The organism is Paenibacillus sp. FSL R5-0473 (assembly GCF_038004565.1).
Taxonomy (GTDB): Bacteria; Bacillota; Bacilli; order Paenibacillales; family Paenibacillaceae; genus Paenibacillus; species Paenibacillus amylolyticus.
The window spans coordinates 4,703,644-4,724,484 of the sequence record NZ_JBBORL010000001.1 but is presented as its reverse complement, the minus strand read 5'-3'; the positions used below and the strand labels follow the sequence as shown (position 1 = coordinate 4,724,484).

At 45.9% G+C, this 20,841-nt stretch carries 21 protein-coding genes; 17 read left to right on the top strand and 4 right to left on the bottom strand.

The features are described 5' to 3' along the window. Positions 1–195 precede the first annotated feature (195 nt). From MKY28_RS20810 to MKY28_RS20735, 16 genes are all read left to right on the top strand, one after another. Positions 196–1,113, top strand: a complete 918-nt coding sequence (locus MKY28_RS20810) for an ABC transporter permease (protein ID WP_047844113.1) — start codon at positions 196–198, stop codon at positions 1,111–1,113. 14 nt (positions 1,114–1,127) lie between these two features. Then, on the top strand, positions 1,128–1,997 hold the full coding sequence (locus MKY28_RS20805) for a carbohydrate ABC transporter permease (protein WP_036606256.1): 870 nt from the start codon (positions 1,128–1,130) through the stop codon (positions 1,995–1,997). 72 nt (positions 1,998–2,069) lie between these two features. Then, positions 2,070–3,713: an extracellular solute-binding protein gene (locus MKY28_RS20800; RefSeq protein WP_340936862.1), complete on the top strand. Its 1,644-nt coding sequence runs from the start codon at positions 2,070–2,072 to the stop codon at positions 3,711–3,713. 343 nt (positions 3,714–4,056) lie between these two features. Next, entirely contained in the window at positions 4,057–4,503 is a 447-nt protein-coding gene (locus MKY28_RS20795; RefSeq protein WP_091015805.1) for a tellurite resistance TerB family protein, read from the top strand. A 40-nt stretch (positions 4,504–4,543) separates the two neighbouring features. Beyond that, positions 4,544–5,137 (top strand): TerD family protein, encoded by a 594-nt coding sequence (locus tag MKY28_RS20790; protein WP_091015803.1) that lies wholly within the window; start codon positions 4,544–4,546, stop codon positions 5,135–5,137. Between the two features lie 90 nt (positions 5,138–5,227). Further along, positions 5,228–5,803: a TerD family protein gene (locus tag MKY28_RS20785; RefSeq protein ID WP_036606264.1), complete on the top strand. Its 576-nt coding sequence runs from the start codon at positions 5,228–5,230 to the stop codon at positions 5,801–5,803. A 93-nt stretch (positions 5,804–5,896) separates the two neighbouring features. Next, on the top strand, positions 5,897–6,478 hold the full coding sequence (locus MKY28_RS20780) for a TerD family protein (protein ID WP_036606267.1): 582 nt from the start codon (positions 5,897–5,899) through the stop codon (positions 6,476–6,478). A gap of 25 nt (positions 6,479–6,503) precedes the next feature. Continuing rightward, positions 6,504–7,760 (top strand): TerD family protein, encoded by a 1,257-nt coding sequence (locus MKY28_RS20775; RefSeq protein WP_340936861.1) that lies wholly within the window; start codon positions 6,504–6,506, stop codon positions 7,758–7,760. A gap of 208 nt (positions 7,761–7,968) precedes the next feature. Then, positions 7,969–9,171, top strand: coding sequence for an HpcH/HpaI aldolase/citrate lyase family protein (locus MKY28_RS20770; protein ID WP_340936860.1), 1,203 nt, complete (start codon positions 7,969–7,971; stop codon positions 9,169–9,171). Then, entirely contained in the window at positions 9,101–10,534 is a 1,434-nt protein-coding gene (locus MKY28_RS20765) for a phosphoribosyltransferase family protein (RefSeq protein ID WP_340936859.1), read from the top strand. Before MKY28_RS20770 ends, MKY28_RS20765 begins: the two co-directional genes overlap by 71 nt. Then, positions 10,531–11,682: a cysteine protease StiP family protein gene (locus tag MKY28_RS20760; protein WP_340936858.1), complete on the top strand. Its 1,152-nt coding sequence runs from the start codon at positions 10,531–10,533 to the stop codon at positions 11,680–11,682. The genes MKY28_RS20765 and MKY28_RS20760 overlap by 4 nt, the downstream gene beginning before the upstream one ends. Further along, on the top strand, positions 11,682–12,530 hold the full coding sequence (locus tag MKY28_RS20755; protein ID WP_340907626.1) for a hydrolase: 849 nt from the start codon (positions 11,682–11,684) through the stop codon (positions 12,528–12,530). Before MKY28_RS20760 ends, MKY28_RS20755 begins: the two co-directional genes overlap by 1 nt. Continuing rightward, entirely contained in the window at positions 12,531–13,580 is a 1,050-nt protein-coding gene (locus MKY28_RS20750; RefSeq protein WP_340936857.1) for an ATP-grasp domain-containing protein, read from the top strand. 83 nt (positions 13,581–13,663) lie between these two features. Beyond that, positions 13,664–14,416 (top strand): hypothetical protein, encoded by a 753-nt coding sequence (locus MKY28_RS20745; RefSeq protein ID WP_340936856.1) that lies wholly within the window; start codon positions 13,664–13,666, stop codon positions 14,414–14,416. Positions 14,417–14,427: 11 nt separating this feature from the next. Next, positions 14,428–15,531 carry a toxic anion resistance protein gene (locus tag MKY28_RS20740; RefSeq protein WP_340936855.1) on the top strand — a complete coding sequence of 368 codons (1,104 nt, stop codon included), beginning with the start codon at positions 14,428–14,430 and terminating at the stop codon, positions 15,529–15,531. 138 nt (positions 15,532–15,669) lie between these two features. Next, positions 15,670–16,236 carry a hypothetical protein gene (locus tag MKY28_RS20735; RefSeq protein WP_340936854.1) on the top strand — a complete coding sequence of 189 codons (567 nt, stop codon included), beginning with the start codon at positions 15,670–15,672 and terminating at the stop codon, positions 16,234–16,236. A gap of 64 nt (positions 16,237–16,300) precedes the next feature. Here the strand turns inward: MKY28_RS20735 and MKY28_RS20730 are convergent, their stop codons facing one another. Genes MKY28_RS20730 through MKY28_RS20715 form a run of 4 tightly spaced genes read right to left on the bottom strand, consistent with a single transcriptional unit; the run spans position 16,301 to position 19,279 of the window. Further along, positions 16,301–16,963: a DUF2642 domain-containing protein gene (locus MKY28_RS20730; RefSeq protein WP_127547311.1), complete on the bottom strand. Its 663-nt coding sequence runs from the start codon at positions 16,961–16,963 to the stop codon at positions 16,301–16,303. A 13-nt stretch (positions 16,964–16,976) separates the two neighbouring features. Continuing rightward, positions 16,977–18,323, bottom strand: coding sequence for an arsenic transporter (locus MKY28_RS20725; RefSeq protein ID WP_340936853.1), 1,347 nt, complete (start codon positions 18,321–18,323; stop codon positions 16,977–16,979). Further along, complete coding sequence (locus MKY28_RS20720; RefSeq protein ID WP_155985018.1) at positions 18,324–18,461, bottom strand: hypothetical protein; 138 nt, start codon at positions 18,459–18,461, stop codon at positions 18,324–18,326. Between the two features lie 53 nt (positions 18,462–18,514). Beyond that, positions 18,515–19,279, bottom strand: a complete 765-nt coding sequence (locus MKY28_RS20715) for a hypothetical protein (protein WP_340936852.1) — start codon at positions 19,277–19,279, stop codon at positions 18,515–18,517. A gap of 344 nt (positions 19,280–19,623) precedes the next feature. Between MKY28_RS20715 and MKY28_RS20710 the strand changes: the two genes are divergently transcribed. Continuing rightward, a complete protein-coding gene (locus MKY28_RS20710; RefSeq protein WP_340936851.1) occupies positions 19,624–20,676 on the top strand; it encodes a CotH kinase family protein in 1,053 nt (350 codons plus the stop codon). Positions 20,677–20,841 lie beyond the last annotated feature (165 nt).

Genomic DNA, 20,841 nt, shown 5'->3' with positions numbered 1-20,841 from the left:
TTCCAAGGGCAACCCCACCATGTGGGGTTATTTTTGCGTAGAAAATTATAAAAGGATCGTTAAATAACAAATGTTTACGCTTACATTTTTATCTAAAATACAACTATAGTACATCAACAGCAGAGAGGAGTGATGGATGTGAAGGGGGAACTGACCGCAGGTCCGCCGTCTGGATTACAACCGCCGGACAGTGAAATGAAGCATCGGATTCGGCAGCAGCGGCTTCGACGATTCAAGATGAATATACCGTTAATCTTGATGTTTGTTCCGGTGATTATGTTCTACCTTACCTTTCGTTATGCACCCATCGGAGGGCTGGTCATGGCCTTTAAGGATTACAACTTCTATGATGGGCTGTGGAACAGTCCATGGGTGGGCTTTCAGCATTTTCAGACGCTGTTCAGTGATCCGCGCACGGTGGAGATTATTCGCAACACCTTGTTCCTCAGTCTGTTAAGCATCATTATCGGGTTTCCCATTCCGATCATTCTGGCCATTATGCTGAATGAAGTGCGAAACATGGCCTTTAAGCGAACGGTGCAGACGGTGGTCTATATGCCACACTTCTTTTCCTGGGTCATCATTGCGATGATGATCATGACGGTTTTCTCTTTGGAAAATGGGATCGTCAACCGCTGGGTCGAGGCCTGGACGGGAGCACCTTATCCGTTCATGTACAACAAGGGTTCGTGGGTTGCGGTGTTTGTTGGCTCAGGGATCTGGAAGGATATGGGCTTCAATGCCATCATTTTTCTTGCGGCACTAACGACCATTGATCCGAGCCAATACGAGGCTGCACAGATGGATGGGGCCAGCAAAATGCGCCAGATCTGGCATGTCACCCTTCCGGGTATACGCTCCACCATTATTCTCCTGCTTATTCTGTCGATGGGGCGGGTGATGGAGGTCGGATTCGACCAGGTGTATATGCTTCAGAATTCCAATGTCAATGAGATAGCGGATGTAATCAGTACGTATATCTACCGCACCGGTCTTCAGGGAGCACAGTTCAGCCTGACAACGGCGATGGGATTGTTCGAATCACTGGTTGCATTTATCCTCATTTTCAGTGCAAATTATATCGCGCGTCGATTTAACGAAGGTTTGTGGTAGGGAGGGAGAACAGCATGAGAAAAACCAAAGGAGAAAAAGTCTTTTATCTAATCAATTATGTATTGTTGTCATTGGTTGCCGTCAGCTGTATCCTGCCCTTACTGAACATTGTTGCCTTGTCATTTAGTGATGCAAGAGCGGTTGTTTCAGGTCAAGTGGGGTTATGGCCCGTCGATTTCACCTGGTTCTCCTATCACAGCCTAATTACGGGAACACCGATTCTGAATGCATTCTGGAACAGTGTGGAGATCACATTGATCGGTACAGGGCTCAGCATGGCGGTGACGATTATGGCGGCATATCCGCTGTCACGTAGACATTTTTATCACCGGCGCTTCTTTACGATGGCGATGGTGTTCACGATGATTTTTAACGGTGGACTCATCCCGACTTATTTGGTCGTGCAAAATCTCGGTCTTGTGAACAGTTACGGCGCGCTTTGGCTACCGGGCCTGGTGAGCACGTACAACATGCTGATTATGCGATCTTATTTTGAAAATCTGCCGGGGGAAGTGGACGAGGCTGCGCGCATCGATGGTTGTGGTGAACTGGGGCTTTTGTTCCGAATCGTGTTGCCATTATCCAAACCTTTGCTGGCGACTATTGCTCTCTTTTACGGCGTGGGTTACTGGAATTCGTTCATGAGTGTGATGATTTATATCAATGATACGTCCAAATACAACATGACCGTGCTCGTCCAAAATATGATTATGTCCAATCTGAATGTACAGGATTTTACCGATCCAACGATGATATCGAATCTGACCCCGGAAGGCATCCGGGCAGCAGCTGTCATTGTGATGGTCATACCCATTTTGGCAGTGTATCCGTTCTTGCAGAAGTACTTCGTTAAAGGGGTCATGCTTGGGTCAATTAAGGGTTAAAGCAGGCTGTGGGTTAACCCGCATGGGTTCATATTACAGGAGAGAAAGAGGGTCTTATCTATGGCGTTAACGATGAAGGCATGGATGAAGTCGGGTCTCGTGCTGGGCTTGATCGGTGGTTTGCTGGCGGGATGTACAGGAGGTAACGGTAGCGAACAGGCGGAAGGCGAAGGCAACAGAGGGAACATCACGTCAACGATCTATGATCGGGGCGCGGTCCCAAGCGGCATGGGTACGATCGAAGATAATATGTGGTCCAAGTGGATTAACGAGAATGGCCCGGCTAATGTAAAATATACTGCAGTTCCCCGCTGGGAATCCCAGTCGAAACTTAACGTATTATTCGCTTCTGGCAGTGCACCGGATATCATTTTTGAATTCGGTACGCCCATCCGTAACACACTGTTTAATCAAAAACAGCTGATGCCACTGGATGAGTTGATCGAGAACTCGAGTGTGGAATACAAAGCCTTGATGGAGAAATATCCCCAGCTCAAGAAGGCTGGCATCAAAAGCGATGGTAAGCTCTATGAAGTGGGACGTATGAACGAGGTGTTTCCACTAACGAGCTTTTTCATTCGGGAAGACTGGTTGGAAAAGTTGAATCTGGAGGTACCGACTAATGAGGAAGAGATGCTGGCGGTAGCCAAGGCCTTCACGGAGAATGATCCCGATGGAAACGGAGCTAAGGATACATACGGCATCGGTGGATTCCAGTTCGGCGATACAGCGGGGCTGTTCCGCTATATGTACAACGCCAACTGGGTGAATGTGGAGGACGGGGAGATGGTGGTTGGTCCCAACAACATGAAAGAAGCCACGGCATTCAAACGTGCATTATATGAAGCAGGAGTGGTGGATAAGGACTTATTGACCGACAAGGATGGGGCCAAGGCGAAGCAGGATTTCCTGAATGGCAAAATCGGTATGTACGCAGCCATGACTTCGGATTATACCGGGTTTGCAGCGAAGGAACTGGATACACTGATGCAGAATGTTCCTGAAGCCAAATTAAAGGTCATCGCTCTGCCAACCACGTCCGTAGGACAGCACACGATGGTGTGGAATAACCCGGTTCAGATGACTGCAGCTGTGAATGCACGAGCCAAAAATCCGGAAGCAGTTATGCAATATATCGATTTTCTGACCAAAATAGAGTCAGGTCGAACCTTCAAAAATGGATTTGAAAACACGCATTATACGCTGAACGATCAAGGCTGTCCGCGAATCTCGGATCAGGAGAAATATAAGCAGGAGATCAGCTGGGCAGGCGATTACGCCATGTTGTACAGCCGTCTGGAGGAAGGCAAATGCGGGTACACAGAAATGCTGTTCAGCGAAGAGATCCCGTCGCAGAAGGAAGGACTTCGACTATTCAAGGAAGCGCGTGAGGTATACATGACGGATCTTCCGGTAGGAGAGGGTGTTACCCATTCAGAACATATGCCGCAGCTACCCAAGGAGCTTCAGGTGAAGTTGACCAATGTGACAACAGCGATCAACGATATCTTTACCCGTTCCATCATTGGCGGAAGCAAATATACGATCGAACAGGCTGCAACGGAAGCACAACAGAAGTGGGAGCAAGGCGGTGGTCCGGAGATTGAAGCATGGTACAAAAACTGGTGGAGCAAGGAAAAGGATAATGTACTAGTCTGGGACGACTTCTATGAAATCTATGAACAACAACAGGCTGATTTTGAAAAAGCAGAGTGAATTCAAGGATTCAAATCATTCATAAAATTTATAATTTTGGTGTTGGTAGAAATAAGCGCTCTGATCCCCTGATCAGAGCCTTTTTATGTTTGGGCTTCAAATAGGGGAATATTTGCCTGAAAAATGAAGTGAATAGAAAGTTCTCGCATCTCGCTTGAAACTATATCCAGAACGATGCGTATCATAAGGTATTAATTGTTTTTTAATGTAGAAAATTGCCGTATTTCAGAGTATAGTTAAGGAATAATTTAACTTATATTCAACATGATGTAGACATGAAAGTTACTGAAAAATCTTGAAAAGAATGTATGGAACATCAGGTTGAAACTATTGGAGGTTGAGTATGAGTTCATTTAAAAGCTGGTTAAATTCAACAAAACAAGGACTTGAAGAGCAAGTCAAAAAGTTTAAAAATAAAGATTTTATGGATGCCGTGGTTGCAGGCTGTGCACTGGTTGCTTTTGCAGATGGTTCCATTGACGAAGCGGAAAAGAACAAGATGGCCGGTTATATCAACCTGAGTCAGGAATTGAAAGTATTCGATATGGCTGAAGTGATTACACGCTTTAATCACTATGTCGCGAACTTTGAGTTCTCTCCAGAGATCGGGAAGCAGGAAGCGCTGAAGGCCATTGGGAAATTCAAAGGTAAGCCAGATGTAGGACGCGTTATTGTGGGCGTATGCAGTGCAATTGGTTCAGCGGACGGCAACTTTGATGATCAGGAGAAAAGAGTCGTTGCCGAGATCTGCAATGTACTTGGACTGAACCCTGGTGAATTCAATCTCTAAGTAGAGTAGATATTTTACATGTGAAGGGAGGTGAAAATCAGTGGCAAGCATTAATTTGGTCAAAGGACAGAAGATTGATTTAACCAAAGGCAATGCAGGACTTACGCAGGTGATTGCTGGTCTCGGTTGGGACCCGGTAACTGCCAAAGGGTTCTTCGGAAGAAAAAAACAAGCGGATATCGATTGTGATGCATCGGCGATCATGTTGAATGAAGAAGGCAAGTTGGTTAAGGACTCCAACCTGGTTTGCTTCCACAACAAGCAAAGTGCATGTGGTTCGGTTATCCACTCAGGTGACAATTTAACAGGACAGGGAGACGGTGACGATGAACAGATCAAAATGGATCTGTCCCGTATTCCTGCTGATGTTCATAAAGTATTAATCGTTGTTAATATCTACGATTGTGTCAATCGCAAGCAAGATTTTGGCATGATAGAGAAGGCTTATATTCGTATTCTGGATGGTAAAAATTCCAGTGAGCTCGTGAAGTTCAATCTATCCGATAACTACACAGGTTCAACAGCGTTGATCTGTGGAGAATTGTATCGTCATGGAGGCGAATGGAAATTCTCGGCAATTGGAGAGGGTTCCCATGCGGTACATATCAACGAACTCGCTCGCAGGTACTCCTAAGTATAAGATTTAACCTAAATCGACAATAATCCTGATATTCATATGTCACGATAACTACAATACACTTAAATAAGCGAGGATGATCATACGATGGCAATTAATCTCTCTAAAGGTCAAAAAATCGATCTGACTAAAACGAACCCAGGTTTGACAAAAATCACAGTAGGCTTGGGCTGGGATACCAATAAGTATGATGGCGGAAAAGACTTTGACCTGGATGTATCGGTATTCTGTGCCAATGCAAACGGTAAAGTAGAAGGCGAGAAAAACTTCATCTTCTTCAACAATCCACAAAATGAAAATGGTTCTGTTGTTCACACCGGTGACAACCGTACAGGAGATGGCGATGGTGATGACGAGCAGATCAATATCGACCTGCCTAACGTACCCGCAAATGTAGAGAAAATTGCATTCTCTATTACGATCTACGAAGCTACAGAACGTAGCCAGAACTTCGGACAAGTCTCCCGTGCTTATGTACGAATCGTCAACGAAGCAAACAGCGAAGAACTGATTCGTTTCGACCTGGGAGAAGACTTCTCCATCGAAACAGGTGTAGTTGTTGGTGAATTGTATCGTCATAGCGGCGAGTGGAAGTTCAGTGCCATCGGTAGTGGTTACCAAGATGGATTGGTTGGATTGACACGCGACTACGGTTTGCAATAGGACGTACAGTACGACTTACAGGATGGGAAGAACCGTCTCCTGGACGGTTCTCCTTTTCATTTAATCACATATTTTGGAAAGGTGGAAAAACAAATGACAATCAGTCTTGCCAAAGGACAACGTATTGACCTGACTAAGACGAATCCGGGCCTTACCCGTGTGGTGGTTGGTTTGGGTTGGGATACAAACAAATATAGTGGTGGAGTCGACTTTGACCTGGACGCCTCGGCTTTTTTGTTGTACGAAGATGGAAAAGCCAAAGGTACGGATGACTTTGTTTTTTACAACAATCCAAGCGGCGGTGCGGGTTCAGTGACACATACCGGTGACAATCGTACGGGTGAGGGTGACGGCGATGATGAACAAGTTGTTGTTGACTTCAGCAAAATCCCTGCGCACATTCACCGGATCGGTATTACGGTAACCATCTATGATGGAGATGGACGAGGGCAGAATTTTGGACAAGTCTCCAATGCTTTTGTTCGTGTTGTAGATGCTGCAAGTGATCGGGAAGTGCTTCGTTTCGACCTCGGAGAGGACTATTCCACAGAAACAGCTGTGGTGTTCTGTGAGTTCTACCGTGCAGGTGCAGACTGGAAATTCCAGGCGGTAGGCAGTGGCTTCACAGGTGGACTATCTGCTTTATGCAAAAATTACGGACTGGATGCACAATAACTTGGCATAGAAAGGTGAATCTGCTATGGCGATTTCTGTCGTGAAAGGCCAGAAGAGTGATCTGACTAAAACCAATCCGGGCTTGTCCCGTCTAACGGTAGGCATCGGTTGGGAGGCAGCCTCGGGTGTAGAGCTGGACACATCAGCATTCCTTCTGGGTTCAGACAATAAAGTGGCTGGAGATGAGGATTTTATCTTTTATAATCAGCCCTCTACCTCATTCATCACGTACATGGATGGTGGACAGGTTGGTGGCGAGAAGAAACAATTCGCTATTGATCTTGGCAAAATCCCTGCCCGAATTGAGAAAATCGCCTTCAGCCTGACGATTCATGACGGTGAAGCACGACGCCATCATTTTGGACAGGTTCAGCATGGTTTTCTACGGTTTGCCAATGCAGCTACAGGTCAGGAAGTGATGAGATATGATCTGGGAAGCGGTTTTACAGTGGAGACCGCGATTGTCATCGGTGAATTGTATCGCCATAACGGAGAATGGAAGTTCAATGCGATAGGATCAGGTTTTGCAGGTGGTTTGAATGCACTCTGCGCTAACTTTGGTGTGGATGTGGATGGTGGATCGGACCCTGCACCAACGACTTCAACCGTTCCTCCGACAGCTGTACCGACTCCACGACCACCGGCGCCCGCACCAGAACCGACGCCTGCTCCTGTGAATTCGATCAATTTCAGCAAAATTGAATTGAAGAAGAAGGGCGACACCATTAACCTCAAGAAAAATGCGGGGGGACTTGGTGAAATCCTGATTAACCTGAACTGGAATCAACAGGGTAGCAAAGGGTTATTTGGTCGCAGCAAGAGTGTGGATCTGGACTTGGGCTGCCTGTTCGAGATGAAGGATGGTACACGAGATGTGATTCAGGCATTGGGACAGACGTTTGGTTCACTGAATCGTTTCCCTTATATTGCACTGGATGGGGATGACCGGACGGGATCGGTTAAGACGGGAGAGAATCTGCGGATTAATGGTGCCCGTATCTCGGAAATTGAGCGCATCTTGGTATTCACCTATATTTATGGTGGTGTGGCCAACTGGTCTCAAGTAGACGGTGTGGTAACCATCCAACAGAAGGACGGCCCGGATATCATTGTCCGAATGAATGAATACGGGAGCCCGCTTGGCATGTGTGGCATCGCGATGTTACGCAATGTGAACAATGAGACATTCAGTATTGAACGAATCGTGCAGTTCTATAATGGGCATCAGGCGTTGGACGAGGCTCATGATTGGGGAATGCAGTGGGTTGCGGGAAGAAAGTAATCATTTGTATTTATTCAATATATAAACGCTGTATCGGTCAGCACCATTGCAAGGATACTGTTGACCAACGTTATCCTCGATAATAGACCATCAATCCCTCCAGATTAGGAGGGATTGGTTTTTATGCCCCGACAGCTGGAATCAACTATTGCAGATTGGCTATTGCCAAAGGTGCGAGGAGGAGACACCCCTGAAATATTTTAACTTTTTGAGTCTGGAAGAAGAAGATACTTTATTTTTCTCTTCACCCGTCTCGTTCAATCACCGGACTTCCAAAGATCTACTGGCATATGCTGTTGGGGCTGCTCTATATATGCCCGCGACGCGCACACATATCGCGGACGACATTATGAATGGTAAACATGAAGGTCTGACGACTATTATTATTGATCTGGAGGACGCTGTGGGTGACGACCAAGTAGAGTTTGCCGAGCAGTGTCTGGTACAGCATCTAACTCAACTGATGACTTATATGGAGACAGGCATGCTGAGTCAGGATCAAATGCCTCTTCTGTTTGCTCGTGTACGTTCACCACAACAGTTGGAACGTCTCATTGATACGTTGGGAGAACTGGTGTCCATGCTGACAGGCGTGGCTTTGCCCAAGTTTTGCGTGGGCAATGGAAGAGCCTATTTTGACCAGATCCGCAAGTATAATCAACAGAAACCGGAACATTATCCCGTTCTCTATGGTATGCCCATATTGGAGACTGCTTCAATTATATATCGGGAGACACGTTGGGAGACCTTACTGGGCCTTCGAAACATCCTCGATGAAAATGTTGAATATGTGCTCAATGTACGAATTGGTGCGACCGATTTCTCCAGCCTTTTTGGACTACGCCGAAGCCCGGAATTGACCATATACGATATCGCCACGATCCGTGACTGTATCTCGGATATTATCAATCTGTTTGGACGGATGGACAAGCCGTATGTGATCTCAGGTCCTGTCTGGGAATATTTCAGTCAGCGGGAGCGCGTGTTCAAACCTCAATTACGACAGACTCCATTCGAAGAAACCCTTGGCAAGTCAGGGCTGCATCTGAGAATGAAATATATTACGAACACAATGGATGGATTGATGCGTGAAGTCATGATGGACAAGGAAAATGGAATTGTAGGCAAAACGATCATTCATCCTTCTCATATTAAGCCCGTACAAGCGATGTACGTTGTTACACATGAGGAATATTCCGATGCCCAAGACATCATCGCCCGTAATGACGGTAGCCTGGGTGTGTTCAAAAGTAATTACTATAACAAAATGAATGAGATTAAACCACACTTGAGCTGGGCGAATCGAATTCTAATCCGATCACAAATATATGGGGTGTTACATGAACAGCAGCATTTTGTCGGGCTCTTGCCCAAGCACGAACAACAACATAACTACGTTCCCAATTCTTGATCAATTCAGTCTGAACGTTCAGGTTACACATAACCCGCTGCAACTTCCACTAGAATCTCTATTTTCCATGGCTGCACGCATCAATAAGAAACGTTCATTTCTGTTTGTAAGCAAACTGCTGGGCAAGCACATCCCGGTTAACCCGTATACCTCGCTTCTGAGTGGCGCGGCATTGGCTGTTCTGTTATATGAGCACCTGACTGAAAAGACGGAAGAGACGAAAGTTCAGATCACCGAGTGGAAACGGGAAATGGTCGAGGGGCTGATTGATCCCCAACAAGCCCGGCAAGTGTACAACATGCTGTTGCAAGAAAGCTTGAGTTTGCCGGAAACGATTCGTTTTGTTGGTTTTGCCGAGACCGCTACAGCGTTGGGTCACAGCATGTACGAGATGTTTGCTGATCAAGCTTCCTATATTCACACCACTCGCGAATATGTTCCAGCGATGCATCCAGATATTCAATTTGAAGAAGAACATTCCCATGCGATGGCTCATCGTTGTTATGCGTTGGATCATGAAGCCTTTGCAGGAGAGGGTCCGATTGTTCTGGTGGACGACGAGATTACGACGGGCAAAACGACGTTGAATATCATTCGGGATATTCAGGCCAGATACCCCCGGAAGCGATATGTGATTGCTTCACTGTTGGACTGGCGTACGGAAGCGGACGAACTTCGGTTTGCCGAACTGGAAGCTGAACTGGGGATTACCATTACACCGTTAAGCCTGTTGAAGGGTCGCATTGAAGTAGTGGGTACTCCACAGTTGGAACCAACACAGCAAGATGAGCAGCTATTTCATCCTGCCGTAACGCTTCAGACTTCTACCGTTGCCGATGACTTCGAACAGCTACATGCCACTTCGGAGGATGGTGAAGGTAAACGCAGCACAGCGAGCTATGTCCAGCATACGGGCAGGTTTGGTATGCAATCCCGTCATAATGGCGAATTGCGCCAGGAGATTAGTCGGATTGCAGAACGGCTTCGGACGCAGCGTACGGGAGAACGGACTTTGGTGATGGGAACAGGGGAGTTCATGTACATTCCAATGCGTGTTGCTGCCGAGATGGGAGAAGGCGTGTTGTATCAATCGACTACCCGCAGTCCAATCCATACACATCCGGCTCCAGCATATGCTGTTCGTAGTGGTGCCGGATATGCCTCACCGGAAGACGCATCTGTTCGAAACTTTATCTATAACATCGCTCCAGGACAATATGATGAGATTTTTGTTCTGCTGGAGAGACAGATGTCCGAAGAACGAATGGAACCGATGTTGAAGGTACTGGGGCAGTTGGGATGCGGATACATTCATATCGTATATTGCGGCTTGCCAGAGAAGACAGGGGACAACGAGCAATGAACTTAACTACACTGGAGCTAATCAGACAACGTGAGATTCCGTCTCCCGAACCGATGGGCAGTTATGCTGCATCGGACGTTGTTTTCCTACTGAAGGATATCAGCCATGTGGATCTGGAAAAGGGAACGGGTGAACGGGAGCATGCGATCCAATCCGGGGTTCATTATTCGGAGATGCTGCCTGTGGAATATCAGCCTACAGCAGAATACATCGAGCTGTTCCATCAGACGCTGGAACAATCCGCTGCAAGAATCGCACGTCATACCGCCATTGTGGCTGAGAAGATTGTAGAGCGCAGGGGACTGAATCTGGTGCTGGTATCTCTGGCTCGAGCCGGAACACCTGTGGGCATCCTGATCAAACGTTATATTGAATTGAAATACAAGGTGACGATTCCGCATTATAGCATTTCGATTATTCGTGGCAAGGGTATGGACGAGAACGCAATTTTATATATTTTACAGCAGCATGGTCTGGAAACAGCTATTCAGTTTGTAGACGGTTGGACAGGCAAAGGGGCTATTCGCAAAGTGCTGAAAGAGTCCTGTGACCAAATGGAACGGACTTATGGCGTAAGTCTTGATGATGATCTTGCTGTATTGGCTGATCCGGGGCAATGTTCAGGAACTTTTGGGACAAGGGAAGATTATCTTATTCCTAGCGCTTGTCTGAATTCAACGGTATCGGGACTCGTGAGCCGTACAGTACTTCGCGATGATCTGATTGGGCCGGCAGATTTTCACGGAGCCAAATGGTATCGTGAATGGTCCTCTGCGGATGTGTCGACCCACTACGTGGATACCATCGCTCAGCATTTTCCGCAGATGATGAACCAAGCGGAGATTCGCTCGGATGACCATGCTACTGGTACTTCGGAAATCACCTGGAAAGGTTGGCAGGATATCGAGTCCATCCAGCAATCCTTTGGCATTGCGAACATTAATCTGATCAAACCTGGAATCGGAGAAACAACCCGGGTGTTATTGCGTCGGGTCCCCTGGAAAATTCTTGTCGATCGACTTGATAATCCGGATTTGCAACATATCATGATGCTCGCCAGAGACAGAAATGTGCCGGTTGAGGTATATCCGGGACTAACCTATTCCTGTTGCGGCATTATTCAATCCCTGGGAGGTGGAGGAGAATGATGATCTACGCAAGTGATCTGGACCAGACGCTGGTGTACTCCCGTCGTGCGCTCCGTATTCCCGAAGATACACCGGGACTTGTTCCCGCAGAGTGGATTAACGGCAAGTTGTCCGCTTTTATGTCAGCATATGCACTGGAGCGGTTGCAGTCTTTGCCACAAGACATTGTATTCATGCCTGTGACTACACGTACAGTTGAGCAGTATCGGCGCATTCACATTTTTCAGAGCGAATGTATTCCGAAATATGCGGTGACGAGTAATGGTGGCAACATCATTGTTGACGGTCAGGTAGACGATGAATGGAATCTGCATATTCGTTCTTTGCTTCGTCAGCAGGCAGCTACTCCCGAAGAGATCCTGAATTTATTTGACGATGTGCTGAGCCCGGAGTGGGTAATTAATCAGCGATTGTGTGATGAGCTGTTCTTTGCATTGCTAATCGAACGTGACAAGCTTCCAATGGAGCATATTGCGGAAAAGATTCGGGTGTTAGAGACGCTGGGATGGGAGAGTTCGATTCAGGGGCGGAAGCTCTATCTGGTGCCTTCGGCCGTGAACAAACGAGCTGCAGTGGAGCATGTTAGGCAACGCATTGGCGATGTGCCTGTGATTGCTTCGGGTGATTCCTTGCTGGATCGTTGTTTGCTAGACTTTGCGCACTACGCCATTGCTCCGTCTCACGGAGAGTTACATGTGGAGAGACAGCGTGTACCTGAGCAGGTACCGTATCAATTTACGGAACAATTCGGTGCTTTTGCAGCAGATGAGATTCTCGATTACGTTCACCGTATTCATAACGATCAACAGACCCAGATAGACCATGCCGAGATAAGGGAGACCGTATAAATGAAAAAAATGAAGATTTACTTCAACCGTTGGTTCTCTGTAACGTATCATTATATGAATGCGATTCGGGACAATGAGGACGGTATGGAATTTGAGATCTACGGTACTCATCCTGATCCGGGACACATGGCATTACAGGGCTGTGATGTTGCAGAAGTTGAACCGCGTGTAACGGGCCGGGAATATGTTGATTTTTGCCTCGACTTTTGCCGTCGTCATCAGATTGATGTGTTTATTCCACGCTGGAACATGCTGGACATCAGCAGACATATCTCCCTGTTCGAAGAGATCGGTACACGGGTTATCGTATGCTCGGACACGGAATTGCTGGAACAATTGATGGAGAAAGACCGGTTCTATGAATCGGTGCGTGAGAAAGGCATTATGGAGATTCCGGATTATTTCACGGTCAGTAATGCTGTACAATTCCAGCATGCCTATGAGGCGCTGCGTGCACGTGGACATGATGTATGCTTCAAACCATGTAATGGTGAGGGCGGTATGGGATTCCGGGTGATCAACAATGAGCGTGATCCGTTGCAGGAGTTGTTTGGGTATGCGCTGAACTCGATTTCATATGAAGATGCCCTGCGTGCGTTCTCTTCTGCTCCGTCCTTTCAAAATGTCATGGTGATGGAGGTACTGGAAGGATATGAATACAGCATTGATTGTCTTTCGGATCGCAATGGGAAACTTATAACGGCCATTCCGCGTAGAAAAGAAAGAGGACGTTTGCGTTTGCTTGAAGAAAACGAGGAATTGCTGGCGATTGCCCGCAATGTGGCAGAAGTATATCGGATTCCTTATAATTTTAATATACAGATGAAATATCGCAAGGATACACCGAAGCTGCTGGAGATCAATCCGCGTATGTCGGGTGGGTTGCACATGTCTTGTCTGTCGGGCGTGAACTTCCCGTATCTGGCGGTCAAGTCTGCACTTGGCCATGATATTGGACCACTTCATCCGAAGTTTGGCATACTGGGAAGTCATATCGAACAGCCATTTATAATCGACGTTCAGAAGGTAAGCGGAGTACACCACGTCTAGCTGAGAATTTCCCTCAACATTGACACCTTCTGGATGGTTTTTTTACAATACGGATATGTGTTGTTAAGGCAGGAGGACAAGTAATGTTACGGAAAACGAAGATAGGTATAGGCGCATTGGTCGGTTATGGTATCGCGGCGATCACGAGTCCCTTTCTACCGGATGTCATCACGTGGGCAATTCCGGCACTGGCAACTGTGGTCGGAGGATTGATTCCTTCACGTTCCACGCCACGTACACAGGTCCAGGGTTCGTCATCAGCCCCTGTACCCATTACAGATATCGGAAATGAACCATCCCGCTTGAATGGTGGACAAGCACCGAGCACAGTGCCAACAGGGGCGCGAGAAGCTTCTCTGGCAGAGCCCCAACCGAGTTCCACTCCCGCACAGCATGCAAGCACAGAACAAGCGAAGCCTTCCCGGACTGAACCAGATCCTGTATTTGATCCGGTGATTGAATACCTGGAAGTTCTGGAGGATATGATCATCTCCGAAGGTCAGAAGAACGAGCTGGATAATGAGATCGTGGAGAAATCATTGGCGTTGTTTGCCCGTTTGCAGCGTGTGATTCCTTCCCTTCAGGAACTAAATAACGGAGATATCAACCATACGGTGCGCAGACTTATTTTGAAAGACCTGAACGGTTTTATTAATCCATTTTTACGTTTAAGTGGAGAAGCCAAACGCAACAATCGGCGTATGCTGCTGAATGGTCTTCGAGACGTGGATTCCAAGATATCGGATATTGTATCAACGATTGAACATAAAGACTTAATGGAGCTCCAGAACAAAGCGGAACTAATACATCAACGGTATAACAGCTCTGAATTATAGGAGGGATTGGCATGGCAACGGAATGGGCTCAGTTGAAGCAGGAAGATGAGCAACGAATTAACCAGGAAGCAACACAGCTTATTCAGAAAGTGTCCCAAAGTGATCCGGCTCATCTGGATACCTTAATGGATGATATCGGCAAGTTGGGCGTGAAAACACAAGAGAGAGCAGGACAGACTCTCAAGTTGCTTGATCGCCCAGTCAATGAATTGATGTCCGGGAACCGGGTAGAGGTATCCAACATGATCCTGAAGCTCCGTGATGAATGTGAGAGTTTGCAGCAGAGTAAAAATGTGAGTTTTGTCGGGAAGTTGTTACGTAAAAGCCCGCTGAAAAACTATGTATACCGTTATCAATCTGTTCGCACGAACATTGATGCGATCATTAACGGGTTGCGGGACGGCAAGGACAACCTGGAAGAAAGCATCGTAAATATGCGCCAATTGAAACGTTCCTCCATTCAGGAGATCTACAATCTGCAGACCAAAATCTCTTTTGGTAATCAATTGAAAGCATTGTTCGAAACCGAGATCGCCAAGCCTGAGAACGAGAATCGTAAAGCACATCTGGAGCGTGGGTTGCGCAAAGTGGTAACACGTACCCAATCCATGACAGAGATGATCATGCTGTACAATCAGGCGATTGCAGCTACCGACATCATTAATGATAACAATGACAAGCTGATTGATTCCGTTAATAATGCCATTGATAAAACAGCGAATCTGATCACCGTTTCGGCCATGATTGCGATGGCACTTAATGATCAGGAGAAGGTTATTTCCGCTGTGGAAGCTACGAACAAGACGATTGAAGATCAATTCAAGGAAAACGCCAGATTGCTGAAGACAACGACTGAGAAAACAAATGAACTGTTGTCCAAACCGGCTATGTCCCTTGAAGCGGTCAATCAAGCAATGGGTGATCTGATGTCTGCGCTGGATCTGTCCGAGCAGTCCAATCGCCGGATCATCGAGAGCTGTAACGACTATACCAACAAGATGACAACACTTAACGCCAAAATGAGCGATCGATTGGGTCTGGAAGGGCCGAAGGCTGCTGCCATTCCGGAGAAAAACAAACCGGATTCCAGTGCATTAGGATCTTTCCTGGATTAGGCTAAGACTCCCTGCATATGGCATGGACATCACTACATGGTTTTATTTTCTACGAGGGACGCTGAGTGCGTCTCTTTGTTTCATTTATTTGATAGAATAAAGCTAAAATCTGGGGTTGTGCAAAGGAGCTTGCTGAACATGCTGGACTTTTCATTTGAGATTATTGATGAGACCAAGATTAATATTCAATACAAATATGGCAGTGAGTTCTTTAACTTTAACCTGTATTATGCGAACGGGAATTGGACACTACATCCTTTTGACGGCATACTGATCCAAAATCGTGAAATGTGCAGTCTGATTGTATCGGAGCTACTCCGTAACAAAGATTTTCATGTCATGTTGGCTAAAGAGAAAATCATCTTATCCCAATTACGCACCAGTGTTAACCTCCAGTCCAATGAGCCGGATGAATGGGTAGCAGATCGGAGAAACGCAGATTATTCCAGTCCTGATGATGAGTTGATGGATTACATAGGGAACCACAGTTTCGAAGACATATTACAGCTTGAGCAAGAACAGATTGAGGCCAGAGTGCAATTCTTCCAACAGATCATTCAGAGAATGTTTATGGAGGGGCTTGGACCGGAAGATGCTGATTTCATCAAAGTTCAGGCCGTGATTCGGATATATAAAGAGACATACGATCGTCTTGGTGAGTTGAATGATCATAATAGGGGTGATCGTGGACGCAGAAGATGGTAGGATGTAAAGGTGAAAAAAAGGTTCATCAGCCATAGGCAGATGAACCTTTTTGTTCTTCTGATATTCAAGGGAGATGAATGGTTTGGATATGATCGGTATGCATAATTAAAGAAGTCCCATCCGCTTCTACCAACGCAAGCAAGTGGCTGTCTGCACTCTTCAATAACCCTGCTCTGTAGGGCTTGCAACCGAGGTTGAGTACAACAAGTTCACCTATCATTTTATGAAGTTGCTGATCGAGTGTACGGGAGAGTGACATGGACGAAGGTTGCATAGGGAAATGTTGCTTACTAAGGGAGTAGGGTGTGCTGTTAGTAGGGGAAGGAATAATATACTTCAGATGATTAATGGAAACATAGATAGAATGGTATAACGGAGAGTAGAACATAAAGTAGTCATTCATAATATTTGTAATATAACCATGCAATGTTTTCCCTCCGATGGAGATTTCACTGAAACGTCCACGGGCGTTCATCAGCATTTTGCGGTAAGAGATATTGGTGTGATCCATCTCGGGGTCAGGTGTTGGCAAAACTATACTTGAATCATCTGCCGTATTGACATGCATGGATTGAACATGATGAAGTGGAATATAAACAAATCGCTGGTTTCCGTAGACTACAATCAGATCCTGGCCTACATCAATGATCTCACCCTGGATCGGTAGTTTACAGCCAGACAGCTCTAATTCGACGGATTTACCCAGCCAATGCGTAAGAAGTTCCACAGTATACCTCCTCTCAGTAGATTATAGATGTCCAAATATATAGTGAAATTAGGCTAACAATTAGACTTATCGGTATCACAATAAAGGTAACTTTCATATACTGTTTCCAGGAGATTCGAATATGATGGGTCTTTAATATATACATCCAAATTAACGTTGCTAAGGTGCCAATAGGCGTCAGCAAGGCTCCGATATCACTTCCCAGAATGTTAGCAAGATACGCAAGATGCAGTTGGGATTCACTTAGTGGAAGGTCTGTAACAGCAAAGGTCCCAATCATCACGGAGGGCAAATTGTTGAACAGATTGGAAAGCAGAGTGAGCATTAACCCCGACACAGCAATGATGCTGGCATTTCCTCCTTCTATTATCGGTTTCATCCACTGAATGATCCATGCGGTCATGCCTGCTCGGTGAAGACTATCTACAATAACATAGATGCTGAAGGCGAAGAGTAAAATATGCCAAGGCGTTTGTGTTATCACATCTTTGAGTCCAGTCCGGGTGCGATACCAACGCACAGCGAGCATGAGAATAACACCAGTGATTGCAACTACCTCCATGGGTATACCAACTTGCTCAGCTAGAAAATATCCTGCACGGATAAATACAACGATGCCTATACAGACACGGAACAGCCACCAGTCTACTTTATTCTCGGATTCAGCCGTCTGTAGCGGATGATATCCTGAACCGGATGAAGACTGCAGGGATACAGGGAAATGATGAATAACTTTGGGAATACTTCTACGAAAATAATAGAACAGCAGTACGGTCATCACCATGATCGCAAGCATGGATGGCACAAACATCATCTGAGTATAAGTATTCAGATTTAAGCCAACCATTTGCAAAGCAATCAGATTTGCCAGATTACTAAGTCCAATTGGCGCACTGGAAGCCGTAGCGATTAGCGCACCGGAGATCAGGTAGGGTAACTGTTGATGCATTTTCAGACGAAGTATAGAACAGATTCGAATAATTATCGGAGTTGTGATCAGAATACTGCCATCATTGTTGAAGAAGATGGTCATGAGAAAACAAAGTAATAGAATTAGCCAGAACAATCGAAAGCCGGAACCTCTTGCTTTCTCAATCATATTCAAAGCGATCCAGCGAAAAAAACCGATGCTATCTAAAATAATCGACATGACAATGGTAGAGAGGATTGTTACGGCTGCACCAGATACGATCCCGAAGATTCCAACAATGTGAGCATAGCTGCTCACTCCAGTTAAAATAAGAAGAAGGGCGCCAAGCGAGGTGGGTATAGATTCATTCAATCCGCCAGGACGCCACATCAGGAAAATGACAGTGATGATAAAGACCCCGAAGGTTAACCACAACTGGTAGTCAGGCATTTACTGTGATTCACCTCCCAGGGGGAGAAGTCCTGACGAAGCCTGAAGCAGATGTTCATGGGATGGAGTGGGCCTTCCGGGTGTAACGATCCAGTAAAAAGGCACACCAATCAAGACTAATGCAACGAAGATCAACATGATAATTCCCCCCTTTAAGCTGGTAGATAACTTAAGTTGTCAGTTTATTTTATTTACTTCTTTTTACCGCCGGATTTGTTGCCACGGGATTGATTGCCTTGGCAACCTTGGCAACCTTGATTGCCTCGCGACTTGTTGCCACCTGATTTATTGCCTTGGGATTGATTGCCTTGAACTCGTTGCCCCTGAGAACGATTGCCTTGACTGCTCCGCGACTTGTTGCCGCCGGACTTATTCCCCTGAGCTTGGTTGCCTTGAGCTGCTTGGTTGCCTTGAGCTGCTTGGTTCCCTTGAGAACGATTGCCACGCGACTTGTTGCCTTGAGCCGCCTGATTACCTTGGGCTGCTTGGTTTCCTTGACTTTTATTATTACTGCTATTGTTGTTGTTGTTGTTCCCACCACCACGTACGAGGGATACAGATTTCACATGTTGCATCGGAATACGAACAATCTCCTGATTTTTCAAAGTCATGATCAATTGGTTCTGGTTGGCATCGGCCAGGATGCCTTCCACTTTTTCAGGTCCTCCCCGGTTAATCTGAACATGGCGGAAGCGGAGTGCTTGCATAACGCCCAAAAACGTGTTGGAAGGAATAGGGTTCCCAATGGTTGCATTTCGGTTACCACCGGAACGGCCTGTATCTGTTATGCTTTTGACATGTGATTCATTAACGTAGACAATCCCTTCTTTGCAGTTCATTGCCATGTAGTCCATGCGTACGTCCGTAAGTGTACCTTGTATTGAATCAGGTCCTCCCCGGTTAATCTTAATCTCTCTTCCCAACAAACCTCTTATTCCTTGACCATTCATAGACATTGTGTTTGACCCCTTCCATGATATAAGTTCAGATGGACAGAAATGGTGGATGTAATTATGATCCCTTCCATTCGTCATTCGTGTCTGTCTGTAGTTTAAGCATATGTGACATGCTTCTTGGAGGGACTAGCCAGTTAACTATATTTATACCATTTCGGCTATAATCTATGAAAATGATGTAAATTTATAGATTAATAACTCGGTTATTCCGCATTATGACAAGTGAATTTGGATGTGATAAGTATCAGGACTGTGCATTCGCCCGTACGACTTTCTGTGCATCTGCATAGGATGATGTAAGAGCCTACGGGCGAATCTTACAGGTATTCGAAAGGCGGATGGAAATGGCTCTACCTGTCTACCATATCAGCTTGTCTCCAACCGAATATCAACAGTTAACGTCCAATATATGGTCAGAGACGTTTGTGAACAGCACGATGCAGATGGACGGCAAGCCGTTTCCGATCCGGCTTCGATACCGTGGAGGACATACACGCGGTTATCCCAAAAAATCATTTGAGATTCGTACATCCAGCCGGACGTATCATTTTAATGCGGAGTATGATGATCCTTCGTTGTTGCGTAATGCACTTTCTTTTCGTTTTTTTGAGTCGATTCGTGTACCCGCACCGTCTACACAACACTGCGTACTCTATCTGAACGGGCAGCTTCTGGGTGTATACCTGAGGATCGAAGGGGTGAAATCCTACTTTTTTCGCCAAAGGAAAATCCCTGTGCGCAGTATCTTCTATGCGGTGAATGATCATGCTGGTTTTACGATGAATTCGGATTCCTCTTCAACAAGTACCGATCTATTGTCCGGATACAGCTTAATTCGTGGCAAAGATGTGGATCGCACAAGGCTACGTAACTTTATTCAGCAGTTGAACACAAAGTCCAGACTGGAATTGTTTCGTTTTTTACAGTCGAGGGTGGATACAGACAATTATTTACGCTGGTTAAGTGGAGCTGTGCTTACAGGGAATTTCGACGGATTTCATCAGAATTACACATGGTATGAGAAAATCAAAAGCGGAAAATATGGCATCCTGCCTTGGGATTATGAGGGTACTTGGGGGAGGAACTGTTATGGAACACGAGTTGACCCCAATCTTGTTCGTATTCAGGGGTATAACAGACTTACAGGACGATTGCTGGCATTCCGCAGTCTCCGTCAACAATATAAAAAGCTGATGCGGCAGCATCTGATGAAAGCTTTTACAGAGAAGCGAATTATGCCTCTAGTCCATCGATTGCACAATGGGATTCGTGAAGATGTCAACAAAGATCCTTACATGAAATGGCCCATGGATGTATTTGCAGGTGAACCGGAAAGAATTCGCGAATATGTGCTGAAACGTCGGGAGTATCTAAGTGAAAAACTACGTCAGCTGTAAGCACTTAACTAGTGTGAGGAAGGGAGACCTTCCTTTTTTTACTGCCAAAATGAAGAGAAGTTTATTGTATTGGGAAAAGTAGGGTAATAAGAATAGAAGCGGCATTGTAAAATACGCTATAATAACCATATGTGTACATAGAAATGATTACATATTGGACGCTGT